The following is a 20,440-nucleotide window of genomic DNA, read 5'->3' on the forward strand; positions in this document are numbered from 1 at the left end:
GATCTGCTGGAGGGATTTCTCCACGGCATAGTATGGGGAGTGATGCACCATCAGGTCGAAGCGCTCGGCCGCCCTGAGCACGAAGGGCATGCGCTGCTTGATGTCTGATAAATCAGCATAGAGGCTGTTATCGAAAGCAACGGTGCGCCCGTCATCAATGCGTTGGCACCGGCTAGCCAGCGTCAATTCGATGGCTTCGGCGACGCCCGATCCCAAGCCGGTGACGTAGGCTGCCTGGTTGGCGCGCAGCAGCGCCTTAAAGTGCGGGTCATCGTACATCGTCGGTAGCAGGATGTTGACTTGTTCGTGCCAAGCCAGCAATCTGACGCTCGCTGTAATATCACCTTTCTCTATGGCCTCGAATGCCTGCAAGATTTGCGGACGGTCCATGCCGAAACGCAGCGTCTCCTGGCCCACCGGCCACAGCACCGGCCGCTTTAGGGATCCATAAATTTTCTTCCGGGAGCCGATGCAGGTTTTAAGCTCCGCCAACCCCCGCTTCTTGTAAAACGCATGCAGCGGGAACACATCGAGGAACAAGGTCGTATTGCCCAGCGCCAGCTTCTCGTACACGTATCGGTATTGTTGCTGCGCCACTGACAGCGTCCCATCGGCAACGATGGCTGTCGCTTCGACGGAGGGACTGGCCAGCCAAATTATCGGATCGACTTCAATTTCCCGCAGCACGGCGGTTCCATGCTGAATTTGCCTTATGGTTGCGGCCGCATGCAGCAGGCCGCAACCGACCTGCTTGGAGGCGAAGGCGGCCAACCCCGCCCACTGGAATCGCGGGTCAAACAGCCATAGCCGGGCATAGGCGGCATTGATGGCGCGGTTGCGGCCCCTGGGATCCGCGATCAGAATGCCGCCCGGCGCGACGATGTCCTCGGCCTCTTTCTGGTATGAAAACCAGATGTCTTCGCACGTCAGTATCGGCACCGTGATTTTTTGGATCTTGCGCCCGTTCTCTTCGACGACGATGCTCTTGCACTCGTAGATGGGCTTGGTATTTCGGTGCAGTTTCAGTTCGTCGCACTCGTGGTCTTTGAAACATTGCGTCATGAGAGCCTCCGGAGCGTGGATGCGTACAAAATCGTTTGCGCGTCCTTGCCAGCGGCGTTCCACGGTTTCCGGCACGACGATCAACGAGATCGTTGAGGATATTCTTTGCGCATAGTCCCGGCCTTGATTGACGCCAAGCCAGAGGCAATGGTCGAAGAAAGACCGGGTGCTCTTTAGGTTGGCGTCGATGTCGATAAAATAACTTTTTGCCGAATGTAAAACACAATGCTGTAACAATGTGTAATTGTTGTAATCGCCACATTTGGCCTGAATTACGTTCCGGACGCTCTGATACAATACTGGGCTTTGACGGCGGGACCGAGCGCGGTTTGCGGCCAGCCTGTGACACACACGTTTTGAAATGAACATCATGCAAACAACGAAAAAAGCAGTTATCACGGGTATCACCGGCCAGGACGGCGCCTATCTGGCCGAACTGTTGCTCGAAAAAGGTTATGAAGTCACCGGCACCTTCCGCCGCACCAGCTCGGTCAATTTCTGGCGCATGGAAGAGCTGGGCATTCAGTCGCACCCGAACTTGAAGCTGGTCGAATTCGACCTGACCGACCTCAGCTCCACCATCCGCCTGATACAGACGGCGCAGCCGGACGAAGTCTATAACCTGGCCGCGCAAAGCTTCGTCGGCGTCTCGTTCGAGCAGCCGCTGACGACCGCTGAAATCACCGGCCTGGGCGCCGTCAACCTGCTCGAAGCGATCCGCATCGTCAATCCGAAGATCCGCTTTTACCAGGCGTCGACGTCGGAAATGTTCGGCAAGGTGCAAGCCATACCGCAAGTGGAAGAGACCCCGTTCTACCCGCGCAGCCCGTACGGCGTGGCCAAGCTGTATGCCCACTGGATGACCGTGAACTACCGCGAATCGTATGGCATCTTCGGTTGCTCCGGCATTTTGTTCAACCACGAGTCGCCGCTGCGCGGCCGCGAATTCGTCACCCGCAAGATCACCGACTCGGTCGCCAAGATCAAGCTGGGCAAGCTCGACGTGCTGGAACTGGGCAATATGGACGCCAAGCGCGACTGGGGTTACGCCAAGGAATACGTCGAAGGCATGTGGCGCATTTTGCAAGCTGAAAAACCGGACACCTATGTGCTGGCCACCAACCGCACCGAGACCGTGCGTGACTTCGTGACCATGGCCTTCAAGGCGATCGACGTGGCCATCGAGTGGCAGGGCGTGGCCGACAATGAAATCGGCGTCTGCAAGCAAACCGGCAAGACGCTGGTGCGCGTGAGCCCGAAATTCTACCGTCCGGCCGAAGTCGAACTGTTGATCGGCAATCCGGCCAAGGCGCTGACGGAACTGGGCTGGAAGCCCAAGACCACGCTCGAAGAACTGTGCCTGATGATGGTCGAGGCCGACCTGCGCCGCAACGAAGCCGGTTTTTCGTTCTAAGGTGATGCCATGAGCGCTACTGCTGTTGCATCGGTGTTGCAAGCGATGTCGCCGGCCCGCGAGGGTGAGGGCAAGCGGGCGCTCATCACCGGCCTGGCCGGCTTCACCGGCCACTATGTCGAGCAGGAGTTGCGCGCGGCCGGCTACCAGATCTTCGGTACCTCCACACCCGGCCACGCGGTGGACGGGAAGGACGAGGGCATTTACGCCGTCGACCTGACCGACCGCGACGCCGTCGCCGCCATGGTGCGGGCGGTGCGGCCGGACGTGGTGGCCCACCTGGCCGGCATCGCCTTCGTCGGCCATGCCGACGTCGAACAGATTTATAAAGTCAACGTCGTCGGCACCCGCAATCTGCTCGAAGCGCTGGCCGCGCTGGAGCGCAAACCGGCGGCCGTGCTGCTGGCGTCGAGCGCCAACATCTACGGCAACACCGACGTCGAAGTCATCGGCGAAGAGGTGCGCGCCGCGCCGGCCAACGACTACGCCGTCAGCAAACTGTCGATGGAGTACATGGCGCGGCTGTGGAACGACAAGCTGCCCATCATCGTCACGCGGCCGTTCAACTACACCGGCGTCGGCCAGCACGAGAATTTCCTGCTGCCGAAAATCGTCTCGCACTTCCGCCGCGCCGATCCCAAAATCGAGCTGGGCAACCTGCATGTGGCGCGCGATTTTTCCGACGTGCGCATGGTCGCGGCCAGCTACCGCGCGCTGCTGGCGGCGCCGTCGGCGGCCGGCCAGACCTTCAACATCTGCTCCGGCGTGGCCTACACGCTGGGACAGGCGCTCGACATGATGGCCGACATCGCCGGCTACCGCATCGACGTGCGCGTCAACCCGGCTTTCGTGCGCGCCAATGAAGTGGCGCGCCTGGTCGGCGACAACCGCCGCCTGGCCGCCATTGTCGGCGCCATCGAACCGCTGCCGCTGGCCGAGACCCTGCGCTGGATGTATCTGGCGTGAGCGCCGCGCGCATCGGCCTGTCGACCACCACGATAGAACCCAGCCTGACCGGCGGCCGCCTCGATGGCATCGGCGTCTACAGCCGCGCGCTGCTCGAGCACCTGCCGGCGGCCGGCTGCGCCGTCGTCCCGTATTCCTTCGCCCGGCCCGGCCGCGGCGCCGGCTTGAGCGTCGGCCGGCCGATGGCGCACTCCTTCCCCGTCGCCACGCTGATCGACCTGGCCACGCCGGCCGCCGTGCGCGCCGCGCTGCCGGTCGACCTGTTCCACGCCACCGACTACCGCGTGATCCGCCTGGCCTGCCCGGTGGTGGCGACGCTGCACGACGCGCTGCCGATCTCGCATCCCGAGTGGTGCAATCCGCGCCTGCGCGGCTTGAAGAACTGGCTGCAAACGAAAGCGGCGCGCAAGGCCGACCATGTGATCGCCCACACCGAATATTCGATCGCGGAACTGGTGCAGTGCTTCGGCGTCGATGAGCGCCGCATCAGCGTGGTGCCGGCCGGCGTCGACGAGGCCTGGCTGGAGCGGCCGGCCGAAGCGGATATCGCCGCCACGCTGGCCGCGCACGGACTGCGGCCCGGTTATTACCTGTTCGTCGGCACGCTGCAACCGCGCAAGAACGGCGAGCGCCTGCTGGCCGCCTATCTGGCGCTGCCGCCGGTGGTGCGGGCCGCGCGCCAGCTGGTGATCGTCGGCGCGGCCGGCGCCCGCAGCGACACGCTGATCGCGCAAATGAAGGCGGCGATCCAGAACGGCGAAAACATCGTCTGGCTCAGCGCCCTGACCGACACCGAACAGCTGCGCCGCGTCTATGCGGCGGCCGGCGTGTTCGTGTTCCCGTCGCTGTACGAGGGCTTCGGCATCCCCGTCGTCGAGGCCTTCGCCTCCGGCGTGCCGGTGATCGCCTCGAACACCACCTCGCTGCCGGAAGTGACCCAGGGCGCCGCCGTCGACGTCGACCCGCTGTCCGTGCCCGAATTGAGCGCGGCCATGCTGGCGCTGGTGCGCGAGGACGCGCTGCGGGCCCGCTGCATCGCCGCCGGCCAGCGCCGCGCGCTGCAACTGACCTGGTCTGAAACGGCGCGCAAGACGGCCGCCGTTTATCATACCGTTCTCTCCTCCTGACGCGGCCCGCCATGGCCGCCGGACCTATACCCCCTATGCGCGTTCTTCACTTTTACAAGACCTACTACCCCGACTCCTGGGGCGGGATCGAGCAGGTCATCCGCCAGCTGTGCGTCGGCACCGGCCAGCTCGGCGTGAGCAATGAAGTGCTCACGCTCACGCGCGACCTGGCCGGCCCGTCCGAGATCGAATACGAAGGCCACCTGGTGCACCGCGTGAAGCTCGATTTCGAAGTGGCGTCGACCGGTTTTTCCTTCGCCGCGATCCGCAAGCTGGCGCGCCTGGCGCGTAAGGCCGACGTGATCCACTATCATTTTCCGTGGCCGTTCATGGACCTGGCGCACTTCATGGCGCGGGTTAAAAAGCCCAGCGTGGTGACCTACCACTCGGACATCGTGCGCCAGAAAAACCTGCTGCGCGTGTACACGCCACTCAAGCGCCGCTTCCTGCGCAGCGTCACCGCCATCGTCGCCACCTCGCCCAATTACATGGAGTCGTCGCCGGTGCTCAAGCGCTTCCGCGCCAAGACCCGCACCATCACCTTCGGCCTCGATAGGGCCGGCTATCCGCCGGCCGGCGCCGCCGTGCTGGAAAAGTGGCGCGCGCTGTGCGGCGAGCGCTTCTTCCTGTTCATCGGCGTGCTGCGCTATTACAAGGGGCTGCACATCCTGCTCGACGCGATGGCCGATGTCGATTATCCGGTGGTGATCGTCGGCGCCGGGCCGATCGAGATGGAGCTCAAGGCCCACGCCGAGCGGCTGGGATTGACGCATGTGATGTTCGTCGGCGCGCTCGGCGAGGAAGACAAGATCGCGCTGCTGCAGCTGTGCTATGCGATGGTGTTCCCCTCGCATCTGCGCTCGGAGGCTTTCGGCATATCGCTGCTGGAGGGCGCGATGTTCGGCAAGCCGATGATTTCGAGCGAGATCGGCACCGGCACCACGTATATCAATATCGACCAGGATACGGGGCTGGTGGTGCCGCCCAGCGATCCGGCCGCCTTCGGCGCCGCCATGCGCACGCTGTGGGATCAGCCGGAGCTGGCGCGGCAAATGGGCCGCCGCGCCGAAGCGCGTTATTGGGAGTTGTTCACGGCGCGGCAGATGGCGACCAGTTATGTGGCGCTGTATCGGGAGCTGGCCGGGCGCTGAGGGGACGGTTGGGGAATCGGGGACATACCCCGGTGTCGGCGTCGGCCGCCGGCCTCACTTCTCGCCCCAGCGCTCCTTGATCTCGATGATCGCGGGCAGCTGCTGCAAGAATAAATCGACCAGCGCGGCGTCGAAGTGCTTGCCGCGCTGCTGTTCCAGATACTCCAATGCCTGTTCCACCGGCCACGCGGCCTTGTACGGCCGCGCCGACGTCAGCGCGTCGAACACGTCGGCGATGGCGACGATGCGGCCGACCAGCGGGATCGCTTCGCCCGCCAGCCCGTTCGGATAGCCGCTGCCGTCCCACTTCTCGTGGTGCGTCATGGCGACGTCGTGCGCCATCGCCAGCATGCCGTGCGCGTGGCGGCCGATGATGTCGCCGCCGATGCTGGCGTGGCTTTGCATGACTTTCCATTCGTCGGCGTCGAGCGCGCCCGGTTTGCGCAGGATGACGTCGGGGATGCCGATCTTGCCGACGTCGTGCATCGGCGCCGCGTGCAGCAGGTCGTCGGCGTCGGCCACGCGCAGGCCGGCGGCCAGCGCCAGCACGCGCGCATAGTGGCTCATGCGGATCACGTGCAGGCCGGTTTCGTTGTCCTTGTATTCGGCCGCCAGGCCGAGGCGCTGGACGATCTGCAAGCGGGTCTGCACCAGTTCCTCGACCCGCACCAGCGACAGGTGGGTGCGCACGCGCGCGCGCACGATGGCGGGGCTGAGCGGCTTGGTGATGTAGTCGACGGCGCCGGCCTCGAAGCCGACCACTTCGTCGCTGGCGTCGGTCAGCGCGGTGACGAAGATGACGGGGATGGAGGCGGTCGCGCCATCGGCCTTGAGGGTGCGGCACACTTCGTAACCCGTCATACCGGGCATCATCACGTCGAGCAGGATCAGGTCGGGCCGTTCCTGGCGCGCCAGTTCGAGCGCGCGCGCGCCGTCCTTGGCGTAGGCCAGGCGGTAGTGGTCTTGCAGGATCTGGCGCAGCAGTTGCAGGTTGCCGGCCTCGTCGTCGACGGCGAGGATCAGGGGCAGGGCGGCGATGGTGGTGGTGCTCATGTCGGTTCCGGATCAAGTTGGCGCAGCAGCGCCTGTAGCCTGGTTTGCGCCAGCGGGAAATCGAAGTCGGACAGGGCGCGGTGCAGCGGCGCCAGCCCGGCTTGCGCGGCGTCGCCGCCGAGACTGGCCTCCAGCCGCGTCAGCGCGGCGTCGTCGAGGGCGCCGCGTTGCAGCGATTGTAGCAGCGCCGCGCCGGCCGCGTGGACCTGGGTTGGATCGGCCGCGCGGTTTTGCGGCAGCACCGGCGCGGCCAGTTGCGCGCATTCGTGGCGCACTTCGTTCAGGGCCGCCGCCAGTTCGACCGCCAGCTGGCGCAGGGCGTCGTCGAGCGCCGGATCGCAGTCCTTGCCGCCGCCGCTATTCGGACCAACGCCACCATCGCCGGCATCGCCACCATGATGGGCGGCGTGCTTCGCGTTCTGGCTGTGCGGATCGCGCCGCTCGAACCCCAGGGCGGCCAGACGCTCGATGCGCGCCAGGGTGGCTGACAGTTGCTCCAGTCCGACGTTGGCGGCGACGCCGCGCATCTTGTGGCTGTACTGGCGCAGATCGTCGAATTTGGCGTCGGCGGCCAGTTGCAGCATCACCTGCTGCGCCCCGCTGTGGTCTTCGGCGAATCGGCATAGCGCCTGTAGGTAAGGCTGTTCTTCATCGGACCAGCGGCGCAGGCCGGCTTTGCGATTGAGCACCCGCAGGCGCGGCGCTGCGTCCGCCGTCGGCGTCGCTGCCGGCGCTGGCGCGGCGGCGCGCGCCGAGCGAGGCAGGGCGGCGGCATAGGCCTCGGCGCCGGCACCGGCATCGGCACCAGCACCGGCGTCGCCGGCGGCCGCGCCCACCGCTTGCTCCGCCGGCGGCGCCAGCCCCAGCACGCGCGCGATTTCATGCGACAACTCGTCCCAGTCGACCGGCTTGCTGGCGAAACCGTCCATGCCGGCGGCGCCGCTCGCTTCGCGGTGCGCGTCGAGCACGCTGGCCGTCATGGCCAGCACCGGCACCGGCGCGCGGCCGTCGGCCTGCTCGGCGGCGCGCAGCGCGCGCGTGGCGTCGAGGCCGTCCATGACCGGCATCTGCACGTCCATCAAGATCAGGTCGAAGCGCGTCGACAGCGCCAGTTGCAGCGCCTGGGCGCCGTCGGCCGCCGTTTGCAGGGTGTGGCCGCGCTTGGACAGCAGCAGCGACAGCAGTTCCAGGTTTTGCGGCACGTCGTCGGCGGCCAGGATGTGCAGCGGCGGCAGCGGGTGGGCGCCGCGCTCGCGCTGTTCGGCCGGCGCGTGGCGCGCCGGCACCAGCGGCAGGCGCACGTGGAAGGTGGTGCCGGCGCCGGGCGCGCTGTCGGCCGTGATGGTGCCGCCCATCAGCGTCACCAGCTGCTTGCCGATGGTGGTGCCCAGGCCGGTGCCGCCGTAGCGCCGCGTCATCGTGGCGTCGGCCTGGGTGAATGGGTCGAAGATCGCTTCCAGGCGGTCGGGCGCGATGCCGATGCCGCTGTCGCGCACCAGCAGGTGCAGCTGGCCGGCGTCGACGCGGGCGCGCAGGCTGACGCCGCCGGCGGCCGTGAACTTGATGGCGTTGTCGAGCAGGTTGGTGAGCACCTGGCGCATGCGCAGCGCGTCGCCGTGCAGCTGCTGGGGCAGGGCCGCGTCGTACTCGATGTCGAGCGCCAGTCCCTTGCCGCGGGCGTTGGCGCTGAAGGTCGACGACAGTTCGTCGATCAGGGCCAGCAGGTTGTAGTCGGCCGTTTCCAGGTCCATGGCGCCCTTGTCGAGCTTGGCAGTATCGAGAATTTCATTGAGCAGGCGCAGCAGCGAGCGGCCTTCCTTGCGCACGGTGTTCAGGTGGCGCTGCTGGTCGGCGTCGAGCGGGGTGTCGAGCAGCACGTCGGTGAAGCCGAGGATGGCGTTCATCGGCGTGCGGATTTCGTGGCTCATATTGGCCACGAAGCTGGCGCGCGCGGCGGCGGCCTGCTCGGCCTTTTCCTTGGCCAGGCGCAGCGCCTGTTCCATCTGGCGCCGCTCGCTGATGTCGATGATGACGCCGTCTATCCAGCACGGCGCGCCGTCGGCGTCGGGCGTGACGGCGCCGTGTTCCCAGACCCAGCGGGTGCCGCCGTCGGCATGCTGCAAGCGGTATTCAACCTGGTAGGGCTGGTGCTGGGCGATGGCGGCGTCGACGGCGGCGTCGACGCGGGCGCGGTCGGCCGCCACGATCAACCGGTGCAGCGAGCGGCGCGCATCCGGCGGCAGGAAGTCGGCCGCCGGATGGCCGGCCACCAGTTCCACGCCGTCGCTGATGAATTGCACCGGGCGCTCGTTTTCGCTGCCGCAGCGGAAAGCGATGCCGGGCAGGTTGCCGATCAGCGAACGGAATTGCTGTTCGCTGTCGCGCAGCGCCTTGAGGATGGCGCGCCGTTCGCTGATGTCGGTGACGAACAGCACGTACAGGTCGCGTTCGCCGAGCTTGGCGTGGCCCAGCGCGCGCCGGATCGGCAGTTCGCTGCCGTTCTTGCGCACGGCCGTCACTTCGCTGCCGCGCCCGATGACGCTGGCGTCGCCGCTGCGCAGGAAGTGCAGCAGGCCGTCGCGGCCCGAGCGCTCGGCATCGGCCATCAGCAGCACGATGTTGCGGCCGATGATTTCATCGCGGCGCCAGCCGAAGATGCGCTCGGCCGACTGGTTGAATTCATGGATGGTGCCGTCGCCGTCGATGGTGACGACGCCATCGACGGTGGTGGTGAGCAGGGCGCGCATCCAGTTTTCGCTTTCGCTGAGCTGCTGGAACAGGACGCGGTAACGCAGCAGGCCGTTGGCCGACAGCACCAGCACGGTGAAGACGACGGTGATGAGCGAGATCGCCAGCGCCAAGAATTCGCTGCCCGGGCCGGGCGCGCTGCCCGCCGGCAGCTGGCCGATGAAGCGCGCCGCCGCCATGCCCGTGTAATGCATGCCGGCGATGGCGCAGCCCATGACGGTGGCGCTGATGAGGCCCAGTAGCTGCGGCCCGACGTGGCGCTCCAGGCCGCGGATGCCGAAGCGCACCCACAGCGCCAGCGTGGCCAGCACGACGGCGACCAGGATGGACAGGGCGAAGCGCAGCGGGTCGTAGTGCAGCACCAGGTCGAGGCGCATGGCGGCCATGCCGGCGTAGTGCATGGCGCCGATGCCGGAGCCGACCAGCACGCCGCCGCTGACGAGCGACCAGCCGCCGACGCGGCGGCGGCCGATGATGGACAGCGCGACGGCCGAGGCGGCCAGGCTGGGCAGGATGGACAGCAGCGTCACGCCGGGATCGTAGTCGACCTTGGTGCACAGGCGGAAGGCCAGCATGCCGATGAAGTGCATGGCCCAGACGCCGCAGCCGAGGGCCAGGCTGCCGCTGAGCAGGGCGACGCTGCGCAGCGTGCGGCTGCGGTTGTCGGCGGCCTGGCCGGCGATCTGCAAGCCCATCCACGACGAAAAGATGGCGACCAGGAGGGACAGCACCACCAGCGGCGCGCTGTAGCTGCCGTAGTTGAGCAGCGCCGGCGCGGCCGGCGGCGCGAACAGTTGCAGCAGTGTGGCCATGTTCATGGTGACCCTTGTGATGTTGTGGCATGGCGCGAGAACGCCGGTCCAGATTATCACATTTCAATAGGGAAATAACAGCGGCAAAACGCAAGGCGGGGACGAAAAGCGCAGAACGATGTTGCGGCAATGACGAAAAAATACGCCATATAATCAAACACTTGTATTTGTTATGTGATGTTTGGACAAATCATGACGTTTTTCGTATATGGCGGGCTGCCAGCGACAGCGGCGTCATCCGGATCAGGATCCGCGGGCCATCCAGGGCGAAGCCGGGACGTTTGATGCCTGTCGCGCCCAAAAGAAAAGCCCGCCACCTTTCGGTCGCGGGCTTTTGCATTGCGGTGCCCAGCGAGGGCGCCGCCCATCATTACGCCTTGTTTTTGCGGCGGCGCGCAGCGAAGCCAAGCAGACCCAGGCCGGCCAGCAGCATGGCGTAGGTCTCTGGTTTCGGGACAGGGAGAAGTTGCAGGGTGCTGGTGGTGTAGCCGATAAAATTGTGGTTGTTGGCCGAGTAGATCATCTTGACGTTACCGTCTGTAAAATTTATATCAAAGGAGTCAACAATCGTCCAGCCATTACGCGGGATAAAAGGTGAAGGAATGGCGCTGATCGAAAATTTACCTTGGTCAGGGGCAGACGCGGTTAAACGTACACTCCAGTAATCAAAATCTTCAAGGTTGAAATTGACAATCTTAAACGATGTAAATGGCGCGTCCAAAGAGGGTGCGGACAAAATAAATGTTCCGCTAGCCGCATGTATTGGGACCGTGCCAGGGTTGGTATAGTCAACGTCAAAAGAGTCGATGTCGAACGTGAATTTATAGTCCACTGCCTGGGCTGCTGCAGTGCAAGTGAACATCAGGGCGACTACCAGCATGGCCAATTTTTTAAACATATTATTTCCTATTTAAACAGCCGCGCAGAGTAGCACATTTGCAACTAAAGATTCAAATGAATAATTTTTTGTTCCGAGCCGTTGAGCTTGGCCGTGCCGGTTCGTCAGGAGCCGTTAATGCGCGGCATCGGACGCGGACGGTTCCTTCAGCTCGATCACTTCGACGTGACCGCTGACGCCGTTGCGGTGCAGGCCTTCGCGGATGGAGGTGCGGATCAGCTTTTCCATCCTGGCGGCGATCAGGTGGATGTCCATCGCCATCGGGTCGAATTGCGGGATGCCGACCTTGTCCTCCTTGAAGACGCGCATGTGGCTGAGCACTTGCAGCGTCACCGGGTCGAGTTCCCATACAGCGAGGTAGCTATAGGGGGCGGCGAAGGTGTTGTCGCCGTCGGCCACGTAAGTGCGGACGGCGCCGATATTGCCTCCCTCGCGCGAGAAGAAGCCCTGATTGCAGTTGGCCGGGTTGGCCTGGCACAGCGGTTCGACGAATACGCCCATGCCCTCCAGCCGGGTGGCCATGTCGTTCTTGTCGAGCGCGCGATAGGCCGGCGTGACGACGAGGATGTGGTGCCAGCCACGGCGTTCCTGCGCCATGGTTTTCAGCTGGACCACGACAGCGTCGATGCCGCCCTGTTCGCGCTGATCCAGGCCGACGTGCTCGAGGTTCGGCGCCGGCATCGACAGGAAGACGCGCTTGCTGGCCGGATCGATGCCGGCGACGGTCTGGTCGAGGTCTTGCAGCACCAGGCGGTTGAGCAGGTCGCCGGCGACGGCGAGGTGCGTGCGGCGATAGGGTTCCGCATGGCTGCCGACGTTCGGCACTTCCGAGACGATGTTGAACTGCCCGCCCATCGCCGCCACCAGGGCGTAGGTTTGAGGCGGCGCGGCGGCCGGCGTCTCGGTGGCGCCGGCCGGGCCGGACAGGGACAGCAAGAGCGCGATGAGGGACCAGTGCTTGGGCATGGAGAGCTCCAGAACGATGCTTGGGTTGGACGGCGAAAATGATGCGACCGTCCAGTGTACGCTGGGCGCCATCTGCTGTGCATCTGGCAAAAGTAGGGAGTCCAGCGACAAAAAAACCCGCGATCCTGACAGGATGGCGGGTTCATCAATTGCTACAACGGTGCGGCTTGCGATATGGATTGAATATCGATTCGATATAAATCGTTTATATCGTATGCGTAATAAGGTGGTGCCCGAGGCCGGACTTGAACCGGCACGCCTTGCGGCGGCGGATTTTGAGTCCGCTACGTCTACCAATTCCATCACTCGGGCAACGCGCAAGCATTATCCCTGATTTGGCGCGATCCGGCAACCCTGCATGCGCTTAGTCGCAAAGAACGGCTGTTTCGCTGTCCGGTCAGGGCTTTTGCCGGCCGCCGCCGCTTAATGGGGCGCGGCGGGCTCGCCGTCCTCGTCGAGATAGCCCTGCTTGCCCATGCGCTCGCACAGATGCTCCATGGCGTCCTGCTTGTCGCTGCCGGCCGATGGCAGGTAGAGCGCGTTGAGCGTCGCTTCCGAGACCTTTTTGATGTTCGCCGAGCAGGTATAGCTGACGATGTAGGACAGCTCGTCGGCGCAATAGGAAGTGATGATGCAGTGCACGTGCGGGTAGCCCGTCTTGGTCAGTTCCTGCCCCTTGTGATATTTGAAATTGAGTCTGGAAGTCATGTAATCCCCTGGTGTGGTCGCGTTCATGGCCGCCGGCGATGGCGGACATGGACAGTCTGCGCCATCGCGCAGATGCCGTCTGTGCGCTCGCGCGCGCTGGGGAATTTTCCTACTGTCGAGATGCCCGCTGTGTCAACGCGGATGTGAGTGTTCACTTCGATTGTTCTCGACCAGCCGGCTTGCCGTTTGGCGCCGATTTTCGGCGTTTTATACCCGTTTATTTACCGCCCGTCGCTTTGCCCGGATTTTGTAGGGAGGCGCTGCTAATCTGCACCTGTCCCCGCTGAAAAACAACGACACAGCGCGGCCCGGAACCCAGTTTCAGCCCTCAACCTTTTTGGAGTCTTACCATGAAAACCACCGCCTACACCATCGCCGCCGCCATCGCCCTGTTCAGCGCTGCGAGCGCCTACGCCGCACCGCAATCGACCATCGAAGGCCCCGGCGACAGCGTGCAGGTGAACACGGCCCGTCCGCACTATCACATGCTGTCGAGCGAGTTCAAGGACATGGCCGGCACCTATGAACTGGAAACCGGCCACCGCATCACCTTCAGCCAGCAGAACCACCGCTTCTACGCCACCGTCGATAATGAAGCGCCGGCCGAAATGATGGCCACCGCGCCCAACAACTTCGCCACGGCCAATGGCGTGCAAGTGAAGTTCAGCGCCGACGACGCCAGCGTCGGTATCACCAACTACGAGCGCCTGCCGATGTCGGTGGCCGTGGCCGCGACCGGCCGCGTCATCACCGCCGGCCGCTAAGCACGCCGGTGCGGCCCGCGCCCCGAACAACATTGCGCGCCGCGGTCAGCCCCGATTGGCGGGCTGGGCGGCGCGCTGTTGTTCCAGCAGCGCGAAGATGGCATCCTTGGACAGCACGTAGCGGTCCAGCAGCACGTCCTTCAATGCCTCGATCTGGCCCTTGTAGTCGGCGATGGCGCGCAGCGTGTAGCTGTAGAGCTCGTCCGACTTGGCTTGCACCTGCGTCAGCGTGTGCTCGCCGCTGGTCTCGTTCTTGAACTGGCTGTAGTCCAGCTTCGAGCGCGAATACATCGACAGTTTATTGACCATCAGGTCCAGCAGCGCGGTCGCCTTCTCGATGTCGTTCTGGCTGCCGACGGAAATGCCGCGCGCGCCGTAAAACAATTCCTCGGCCGCCACGCCGCCGTACAGCTGGATGACGTCGCGCTCCATTTCTTCGAGCGTGCGCAGCGACACGTCGTCGCCGGCCGACAGCACATAGCCGAGCGCGCCCAGCTTGGACACCGATTCGGTGCTGATCTTGAGCAGCGGCGAGCGCGCCTTCACTTCCGCCAGCGACAGCCCCTGGCGCAGCCACGGATCGATCTGCATGAAAAAATGGCCCAGCTCGTGCAGCGCGATGCGCTCGCGCTGGCGGGTTTTTTCGGCCGTCGTGGCGCGGTCGGTCAGGCCGATGGTGGCGCGCTCGAAGGCGCGGAACATCAGCTCGGTATCGATGATGGTGTGTTCCTGGATGGCGATCATGCTGGCGCGCTCGACCACCGTTTCCAGCAGCGCCGGGCTGAGGTTGGCCGTCATCTCGGCCACCTGGTTCAAGTCCAGCCGGTCCCAGGCGACGCAGCCGTCGGCCTTGCGCGCCAGGAAGCTGCGCAGCAGGGCGCCGCGCTCGGCCTTGTTGGGCAGCCGGAAATTGATCTTGACGGAAAAGCGCCGCAGCATGGCCTCGTCCATCGCCGTCGAGGCGTCGTCGAAGTTGGAGGCGACCACCCAGATGACGCCGGCGCCGGCGGTCTTGGCGACGCCGTCGAGCAGGCCGAGCAGCGTGTTGGCCGTGTCGTCTTCCCACTTCTTGTCGCCGCGGCCGCGCGGCATGAACAGGGTCTGCGCCTCGTCGAGGAAGATGATGCAGTTGCCGCGCGCGCAAGCCTTGCGGTACAGCGTGTGCAGCGCCTTGGAGCCGCCGCCGATATAGCCCGATTCGAGCGCCGAGCCGGAGGCCTGGATCAGCGGAATGTTGAGGCGCTTGGCCAGGTAGCCGGCCAGCTTGGTCTTGCCGGTGCCGGCCGGACCGGTCAGCATGACGTTGAAGGGCCGGTCGATATTGTGCGACTGATAGACGCTGCGGTTGCGTATCATGTCTTCCAGGTGCAGCACTTCCTGCTTGATGTCGTCCATGCCGATCAAGTCGTCCATGCTGCCCTTGAGCTGGTCCGGCATCAGCACCGTGGCCGTCACGCCCATGCCGGGGATGCCGAATTTCAGCACGAACAGGGTCAGGCCGATCAGCAGGAAATCGAAGGCGTGGCGCTTGGCGAAGGCGGCGCTGTCGCTGAGCGCGCCTTCGCCCTCGTCTTGCAGCGCGGCCTTGTGCGAGGCGAGGAAATCGTCGCGCGCGATGGCGTAGGGGATGCCGTTGCGCAGCAGCACTTCGCGTTCCAGGCTCAGGTGCGAGGTGCTGGGCACTTTGACCACGTGCAGCTGGGGCGCGTCCTTGAACTTGAAGATGTAGCGCGGCGCGTCCGACAGCGGGCGCGCCACCAGCAGGTATTCAAGGCGGGCGCGCTGGCCGGCCAGCGCCGTGATTTCGGAAATATCCTGCGAGCGCAGCAGCGGGCTGCGGTCTTGCGCGACGTCGGCGCTCCAGCCTATCAGGCCGGCGGTCAGCGCGACCAGCAGCAGCAGGACGATACGGACGTAAATATTCTTCAGTGCGATCTGGAGTTTGTAGAAATTGAACATGGCCGGATACTCAACGCGAGTGGACGATGGTGCTAGAAATAGACGGGCTGGGGCGCGGGTCTGGGGCGCAGCAGCGGACGCCGCCGGGGTCGGCGCGCGAGGCGGGGCGTGCCGGTGGGGAGGATGGCGATGTTGCCACGGATTGCAATTTTGTTGCTGCCAAGTTGATCGTTGCTGCTGCCGAGTTGCCTGCGCTGGGCGGCAATCTTGTCAAATATGTGCTCTAGGGCAATTCGCCCTAATTGAACTATAGCGGGCGCGGCGGGTTTTGTCTCGCTTGCGGCGAAAAAAAAATCGCGTGCGCAACAGCGGTTCGCGCCAGGTCCGGCGGCGGGCAGGGGTTTATTGCTTGGGCGCAGTCCAGTGCTCGTATTTGCGTTCCAGCTTGACCACGGTGCCGTCGCGCTTCATGTCGGCCAGCGCCGCGTTGAGGCGCTCGACCAGCGCGTCGGGCACGGCGGGGTTGCAGGCCAGGTAGACGCCGACCTTGTTGAACACCAGCAGCGGGACGATCTTGTCGGACCAGTCCTGGTGACTGATGCCGGTGCTCTCGCGCCACATCGCCACGGCCCACAGGTCGATGCGGTTGAGCAGCAACTTTTGCGGATTGACCATGTCGTTCATGGCCGGGTCGACGTGGAAGCCGCGCGTGCGCAGGTATTCATCGCGGGCGTCGCCGTTGTAGGTGCCGATGCGCAGATTGCGCGCGTCTTCCAGGTTGCGCAGCGGGAAGCTGTGGTCGGCGCGGCCGAGGAACACCCAGTCCGCCTCGTCGATCGGGCCCACCCATTTGAACAGGCGGTCGCGGTCCGGCGTGCGCGAGGTCGAGTAGACGCAGGCATAGTTCTGGTTCAGCGCCATGGTGTAAGCGCGCTTCCACGGCAGTATTTCGATGGAGTAATCGGTGCCGGTGCGCACCATCATTTCCTGGATTTTTTCCGTCTCGCGGCCGGTGAGGACATTGTTTTCCAACATCGCGGCCGGCGGCGACTGCTCGGTCATGATGTGCAGCGGAGCGGCCTGGGTGGCGCCGGCCAGCAACAGTGTGCAGGCCAGCAGGGGCCAGCGGGCCGTGGGTCCAATCTTGCCGTGTCGCTTGCCCATGCACCCCCCTCGCGAGATGACGGCCGAGCCGTCGGCCACCGTGGCTTCTAGCATAGCAGCATTGGGAAGCGGGCGGCAACACCAACGCGATGGCGGACGGACGGGGTGGGGCGACGGCCTGGCCGGCGCTTATTCGGTGCGGCGGTACAGGCGGAAGCGTTCTTCGCGGTCGGACGGGCGCCGGCCTTCCCACAGCAACTGCCATTGCTTGCCGCGATATTCGGGCGCGATGACGGGGCCGCCGCGCTGGTGCACGCTGTCCTGCAACAGCAGCACGGGGCAGCGTCCGCCTTCGACACCGGTGAACGGCAGGTGGCCGAAGTAGGCGAACGAGGCGCGCTGGGCCGGGCCGACGTTGGTTTCGATGCAGCTGGCGTCGGCCGGCAGTTTCAGGGCGATCTGCTGGGCCACGCTGGCGTAGCTGGCGCTGTAGTTCAGCTCCGGCAGGAACAGCGTCATCAGCAAAATCCAGATCAAGATCAGGCCGCCCGAGGACAGCACGACGGCGCGCCACAGCACGGCCGGCTGGCGCGAAATGCGCCAGTGCACCAGCGCGATCCAGCCGGCCGTGGCGGCGGCGGCCACCAGCAGCGCGCCCACGCCCAGTTCCGGCTTGAAGCCGGGCACCAGCTTCAGCGCGTTTTTGGCGGCCTGGGCCGGCCAGCCGGTCAGCGTGGCGGCCCAGAACACCCACAAGATGCCGGCCAGCAGGGTCAGTGCCATCACCGAGAACCAGTCGATGGCGTTGATGGCGCCGCGCTTCATCGTCAGCAGGCCGAAGGCGGCCATGATGGACAGCGGTGGCAGCAGCACCAGCAGCTGGCCTTTTTCCGGCGCCGGGTGGAACAGCGCCAGCAGCGCGCCCATGATGACGAAGGTCAGCGGCACGACGATGTGCAGCACGTGGTGCTGGCGCCGCCACGCGTACACGGCCCAGCCGGCGAAGGGCCAGGCCGGCCAGAAGAACCAGATGCCGACGCGGAAGAAGAAGAACAGCGACAGCCGGCCCGGCCAGTCCATCTGGGTCTGGTTCCAGGCCAGCCAGCCGTTCAGCGGGGTCTGGTGATATGGTTGCAGCAGTTGCACCGGCACCAGCCAGGCGGCCGTGATGGCGGCGCCGATCGCCAGCGCCAGCAGCAGGTCGCGCACGGTGCGCGCCGTCGGCAGCGCCAGGAAGCGGGCGCACAGCAGCAGCGCCAGCGTCAGGAACACGGGCGTGACCCAGCCGCGCGTCAGGGTCAGCAGGCCCAGCGACAGGCCGGTCAGCGCCGCGTTGCGCAGCGAGGGCAGTTCGACGTAGCGGATGGCGCGGTAGACCACCAGCGCCATCATCGACACTTGCAGCATTTCGGACGTGGTTTCGTGGCTGTGGACCAGCAGGCCCAGGCAGCCGAGGTAGATCAGCACGGCGGCGTCGGCCAGGGTGCGGCCGAAATCCTTGGGCTCGGGCTGGCCGCCGAAGGCCAGCCGCAGCGGTTGCGCGTCCGGCCGGCGGCCCAGGTTGAAGGTGGCGTACCAGACCGACAGCACGCCGGCCAGGAAGATCAGCACGGTGGCCACGCGGGCGCCGAGCACGTCGCCCAGCAGCGGCCCGGTGAGCTTGATGCCGAGCGCGCCCAGCCAGAACGCCAGCGGGCCCTCGTCGGGCATGGACAGGCCGGCGATGTTGGGCCACAGCCAGTCTTGCCAGGTGCCGTGGGCCATGGTCCACATGATGCCGAAGCTGGCGGCGTCGTCGTTCTTCCACGGTTCGCGGCCGATCAGGCCGGGCAGGATGTAGAGCAAGCCTAAGGCGAACAAGGCCCAGCGTGGCAGCGCGAGCGTGGCGGCGGCGGGGAGACGGACTGGCTTCATCGAGGACCGGGCTAAAAAGAGGTAGACGGGAGTATGACGGATAAGCGCGCCGCTAACAAAACGCGAAACAAAAAAAGGCAGCCGCGGCTGCCTTTTTCTTGAGCGGCAAAGTAAATCTGCTGCTTAGCCTGCTGCGACCGAGGTCTTGGAACCGACGGTGCCGAACTTCTGGCGGAATTTCTCGACGCGACCGGCGGTGTCGACGATCTTGTGCTTGCCGGTGAAGAAGGGGTGCGACTCAGCCGACACCTCGATCTTGACCAACGGGTATTCTTTACCGTTGTGTTCGATTTTTTCGCGGGTCTGGATGGTCGAACGGGTGACGAATTTGAAATCGCACGACAGGTCGTGGAACACAACTTCGCGGTAATCTGGATGGATAGCGGTCTTCATGGGATGCCTTGGTTTAGTTTGGTAGCCAAACAGCACTTCGTCGGTCGTCTTGCTTCTTGACCCGATTGCCGATCACTTGCCAGGGTTTTAAATAGAACCGTAGATTTTACAACACTACGGCGCCCGGCGCAATGGCGGCGCGTCACCACACAGGGCGTCGACACAGTGTGTTACCACGATGTCATTGCCTGGTCATAAATGTTTGCAAAGATGCGGCAGCCCCCAGTGCCTTGCCGTCGCGGTCCTCCATCCGTACGCAGCGCGCCTGGCCATCTCGCGCGGACCGCGCCCCACCGTATTTAAGGACAGTTATGACACCGAGCATGAAGTATGCCCCCCTGACGAAAGCGCTGGCGTTGACCGCGATCGCGGCCGCCGCACTGAGCGCCTGCGGCGGCAGCGACAGCACGCCGCCCCTGGTCAAGATGAGCGGCATGCTCGTCGCCACCGGCTTCAAACCGGGCAGCGCCACCGAACCGACCTTCGTCGCCGGCTACTACCAGGGTGCGCAAGTGTGTATCGATGCCAACAACAACGGCCATTGCGACGCCAGCGAAAACCCGGTCACCACCGACGCCAAGGGCGCGTTCACACTGTCGGCCGTCGCCGCCGGCCCGCTGCTGGCCGACATCGGCACCAGCGCCGTCAACACCGCCACCGGCGCCAAAGTGGCCAGCCGCCTGGTGCTGCGCGCGGTGCAAGCCCAGGTCGTCGAGCAGGGCGCGGCCGTCGTCATCAGCCCGCTGTCGAGCGACGTGGCGCGCGCCATGGAAGCGAACGGCAGCGACTATCCGACCGAAAAAGCCAACCTGGCCACGCGCCTGGGCGTGGCGGCCACGGCCGTGCTGGGCGACGTCAACACCGTCAGCGACGCCTCGGCCAAGAGCGCCATGCTGTTCGAATCGAATGCGCTGGCCAACCGCTACACTTACGCGATCACCAAGCTCGACCGCGGCGACCTGTATCCGGACGCGCTGGCCGTGGCCGGTGGCGATCCGCGCCTGAAGGGCCAGGCCGGCGTCACCGCCGCCACCGCCGCCACCGCCGCCGACACCCGTCCGGCCATCACCTTCCTGCAATCGCAGCAGGCGGCCTTCAACGTCGAAGGCATCCCGCGCTACGACCACGTGTTCATCGTGATGCTGGAAAACAAGGCCACCTCGTCCATCCTGAACTCGCCGTTCGCGCCTAAGATCAATGGCTATCTGCAAGCGGGCAACCAGCTGACCAGCTACTACGCCACCGGCAATCCAAGCGAGCCGAACTACACCGCCATCGGCGGCGCCGACGACTTCGGCATCACCGACGACAGTCAGTGGAATTGCGACGCGACCGGCGCCAATGCGGTGCAGGACCTGCCCGTGCCCGACAAGACCCAGCCGGGCCTCGCGAGCTCGCCCTTCGCCGCGAGCTGCACGCAGGCGGCCGCCGTCAACCACAACATCACGGGCAAGCCGAACC

Annotated in this window: 15 protein-coding genes, 1 tRNA gene and 1 pseudogene; 6 read left to right on the forward strand and 11 right to left on the reverse strand. The window is 65.0% G+C overall.

The genetic code is table 11. From position 1 onward, the window contains the following. Nucleotides 1–1,359, reverse strand: a 1,359-nt coding sequence (locus Q0S71_RS01830; RefSeq protein ID WP_295990477.1) for a hypothetical protein, incomplete at its 3' end; no start/stop codon positions are given. Between the two features lie 73 nt (nucleotides 1,360–1,432). Between Q0S71_RS01830 and gmd the strand changes: the two genes are divergently transcribed. The 4 genes from gmd to Q0S71_RS01850 are packed head-to-tail and all read left to right on the forward strand — an operon-like array spanning nucleotide 1,433 to nucleotide 5,720. After that, complete coding sequence (gene gmd / locus Q0S71_RS01835) at nucleotides 1,433–2,476, forward strand: GDP-mannose 4,6-dehydratase (RefSeq protein WP_295990480.1); 1,044 nt, start codon at nucleotides 1,433–1,435, stop codon at nucleotides 2,474–2,476. 45 nt (nucleotides 2,477–2,521) lie between these two features. Beyond that, a complete protein-coding gene (locus Q0S71_RS01840) occupies nucleotides 2,522–3,442 on the forward strand; it encodes a GDP-mannose 4,6-dehydratase (RefSeq protein WP_295990516.1) in 921 nt (306 codons plus the stop codon). Beyond that, nucleotides 3,439–4,569, forward strand: coding sequence for a glycosyltransferase family 1 protein (locus Q0S71_RS01845; protein ID WP_295990482.1), 1,131 nt, complete (start codon nucleotides 3,439–3,441; stop codon nucleotides 4,567–4,569). Before Q0S71_RS01840 ends, Q0S71_RS01845 begins: the two co-directional genes overlap by 4 nt. Nucleotides 4,570–4,604: 35 nt before the next feature. Next, nucleotides 4,605–5,720: a glycosyltransferase family 4 protein gene (locus Q0S71_RS01850; protein ID WP_295990485.1), complete on the forward strand. Its 1,116-nt coding sequence runs from the start codon at nucleotides 4,605–4,607 to the stop codon at nucleotides 5,718–5,720. Nucleotides 5,721–5,774: 54 nt separating this feature from the next. On the opposite strand, the gene Q0S71_RS01855 is transcribed toward Q0S71_RS01850, so the two are convergent. The 6 genes from Q0S71_RS01855 to Q0S71_RS01880 all read right to left on the reverse strand — a co-directional run bounded on the left by Q0S71_RS01855 (nucleotide 5,775) and on the right by Q0S71_RS01880 (nucleotide 12,905). Then, complete coding sequence (locus Q0S71_RS01855; RefSeq protein ID WP_295990488.1) at nucleotides 5,775–6,773, reverse strand: HD domain-containing phosphohydrolase; 999 nt, start codon at nucleotides 6,771–6,773, stop codon at nucleotides 5,775–5,777. Beyond that, a complete protein-coding gene (locus Q0S71_RS01860) occupies nucleotides 6,770–10,339 on the reverse strand; it encodes an MHYT domain-containing protein (RefSeq protein WP_295990489.1) in 3,570 nt (1,189 codons plus the stop codon). The genes Q0S71_RS01855 and Q0S71_RS01860 overlap by 4 nt, the downstream gene beginning before the upstream one ends. Nucleotides 10,340–10,703: 364 nt before the next feature. Next, the gene (locus Q0S71_RS01865; RefSeq protein ID WP_295990492.1) at nucleotides 10,704–11,231 is read right to left on the reverse strand and encodes a PEP-CTERM sorting domain-containing protein; all 528 of its coding nucleotides are present in this window, start codon (nucleotides 11,229–11,231) and stop codon (nucleotides 10,704–10,706) included. A 114-nt stretch (nucleotides 11,232–11,345) separates the two neighbouring features. Continuing rightward, the gene (locus Q0S71_RS01870) at nucleotides 11,346–12,197 is read right to left on the reverse strand and encodes a hypothetical protein (RefSeq protein WP_295990495.1); all 852 of its coding nucleotides are present in this window, start codon (nucleotides 12,195–12,197) and stop codon (nucleotides 11,346–11,348) included. A gap of 227 nt (nucleotides 12,198–12,424) precedes the next feature. Continuing rightward, nucleotides 12,425–12,509 (reverse strand) — tRNA-Leu (locus Q0S71_RS01875). Between the two features lie 111 nt (nucleotides 12,510–12,620). After that, nucleotides 12,621–12,905, reverse strand: a complete 285-nt coding sequence (locus Q0S71_RS01880) for a hypothetical protein (protein ID WP_295990498.1) — start codon at nucleotides 12,903–12,905, stop codon at nucleotides 12,621–12,623. A gap of 350 nt (nucleotides 12,906–13,255) precedes the next feature. Between Q0S71_RS01880 and Q0S71_RS01885 the strand changes: the two genes are divergently transcribed. After that, complete coding sequence (locus Q0S71_RS01885) at nucleotides 13,256–13,669, forward strand: hypothetical protein (RefSeq protein WP_295990502.1); 414 nt, start codon at nucleotides 13,256–13,258, stop codon at nucleotides 13,667–13,669. A 45-nt stretch (nucleotides 13,670–13,714) separates the two neighbouring features. Here the strand turns inward: Q0S71_RS01885 and Q0S71_RS01890 are convergent, their stop codons facing one another. The 4 genes from Q0S71_RS01890 to Q0S71_RS01905 form a co-directional block, all read right to left on the reverse strand. Continuing rightward, the gene (locus Q0S71_RS01890) at nucleotides 13,715–15,628 is read right to left on the reverse strand and encodes an AAA family ATPase (RefSeq protein ID WP_295990505.1); all 1,914 of its coding nucleotides are present in this window, start codon (nucleotides 15,626–15,628) and stop codon (nucleotides 13,715–13,717) included. A gap of 342 nt (nucleotides 15,629–15,970) precedes the next feature. After that, the gene (locus Q0S71_RS01895) at nucleotides 15,971–16,786 is read right to left on the reverse strand and encodes an ABC transporter substrate-binding protein (RefSeq protein ID WP_295990508.1); all 816 of its coding nucleotides are present in this window, start codon (nucleotides 16,784–16,786) and stop codon (nucleotides 15,971–15,973) included. Nucleotides 16,787–16,861: 75 nt separating this feature from the next. Beyond that, entirely contained in the window at nucleotides 16,862–18,586 is a 1,725-nt protein-coding gene (locus Q0S71_RS01900) for a glycosyltransferase (RefSeq protein WP_295990510.1), read from the reverse strand. Nucleotides 18,587–18,709: 123 nt separating this feature from the next. After that, a complete protein-coding gene (locus tag Q0S71_RS01905; RefSeq protein WP_295990513.1) occupies nucleotides 18,710–18,979 on the reverse strand; it encodes a type B 50S ribosomal protein L31 in 270 nt (89 codons plus the stop codon). Between the two features lie 323 nt (nucleotides 18,980–19,302). Between Q0S71_RS01905 and Q0S71_RS01910 the strand changes: the two are divergent. Next, nucleotides 19,303–20,440, forward strand: a pseudogene (locus tag Q0S71_RS01910) (phosphoesterase); the annotation flags it as partial.

Origin of the sequence: Rugamonas sp., from assembly GCF_025354735.1 — a bacterium.
GTDB lineage: Bacteria > Pseudomonadota > Gammaproteobacteria > Burkholderiales > Burkholderiaceae_D > Rugamonas.

Coding starts and splice junctions, on each gene's coding strand:
- Q0S71_RS01870 (WP_295990495.1), bottom strand. CDS start 12,197: ATGCCCAAGCACTGGTCCCTCATCGCGCTCTTGCTGTCCCTGTCCGGC.
- Q0S71_RS01890 (WP_295990505.1), bottom strand. CDS start 15,628: ATGTTCAATTTCTACAAACTCCAGATCGCACTGAAGAATATTTACGTC.
- Q0S71_RS01885 (WP_295990502.1), top strand. CDS start 13,256: ATGAAAACCACCGCCTACACCATCGCCGCCGCCATCGCCCTGTTCAGC.
- Q0S71_RS01840 (WP_295990516.1), top strand. CDS start 2,522: ATGTCGCCGGCCCGCGAGGGTGAGGGCAAGCGGGCGCTCATCACCGGC.
- Q0S71_RS01905 (WP_295990513.1), bottom strand. CDS start 18,979: ATGAAGACCGCTATCCATCCAGATTACCGCGAAGTTGTGTTCCACGAC.
- Q0S71_RS01900 (WP_295990510.1), bottom strand. CDS start 18,586: ATGAAGCCAGTCCGTCTCCCCGCCGCCGCCACGCTCGCGCTGCCACGC.
- Q0S71_RS01865 (WP_295990492.1), bottom strand. CDS start 11,231: ATGTTTAAAAAATTGGCCATGCTGGTAGTCGCCCTGATGTTCACTTGC.
- gmd (WP_295990480.1), top strand. CDS start 1,433: ATGCAAACAACGAAAAAAGCAGTTATCACGGGTATCACCGGCCAGGAC.
- Q0S71_RS01850 (WP_295990485.1), top strand. CDS start 4,605: ATGCGCGTTCTTCACTTTTACAAGACCTACTACCCCGACTCCTGGGGC.
- Q0S71_RS01895 (WP_295990508.1), bottom strand. CDS start 16,786: ATGCTAGAAGCCACGGTGGCCGACGGCTCGGCCGTCATCTCGCGAGGG.
- Q0S71_RS01880 (WP_295990498.1), bottom strand. CDS start 12,905: ATGACTTCCAGACTCAATTTCAAATATCACAAGGGGCAGGAACTGACC.
- Q0S71_RS01855 (WP_295990488.1), bottom strand. CDS start 6,773: ATGAGCACCACCACCATCGCCGCCCTGCCCCTGATCCTCGCCGTCGAC.
- Q0S71_RS01860 (WP_295990489.1), bottom strand. CDS start 10,339: ATGAACATGGCCACACTGCTGCAACTGTTCGCGCCGCCGGCCGCGCCG.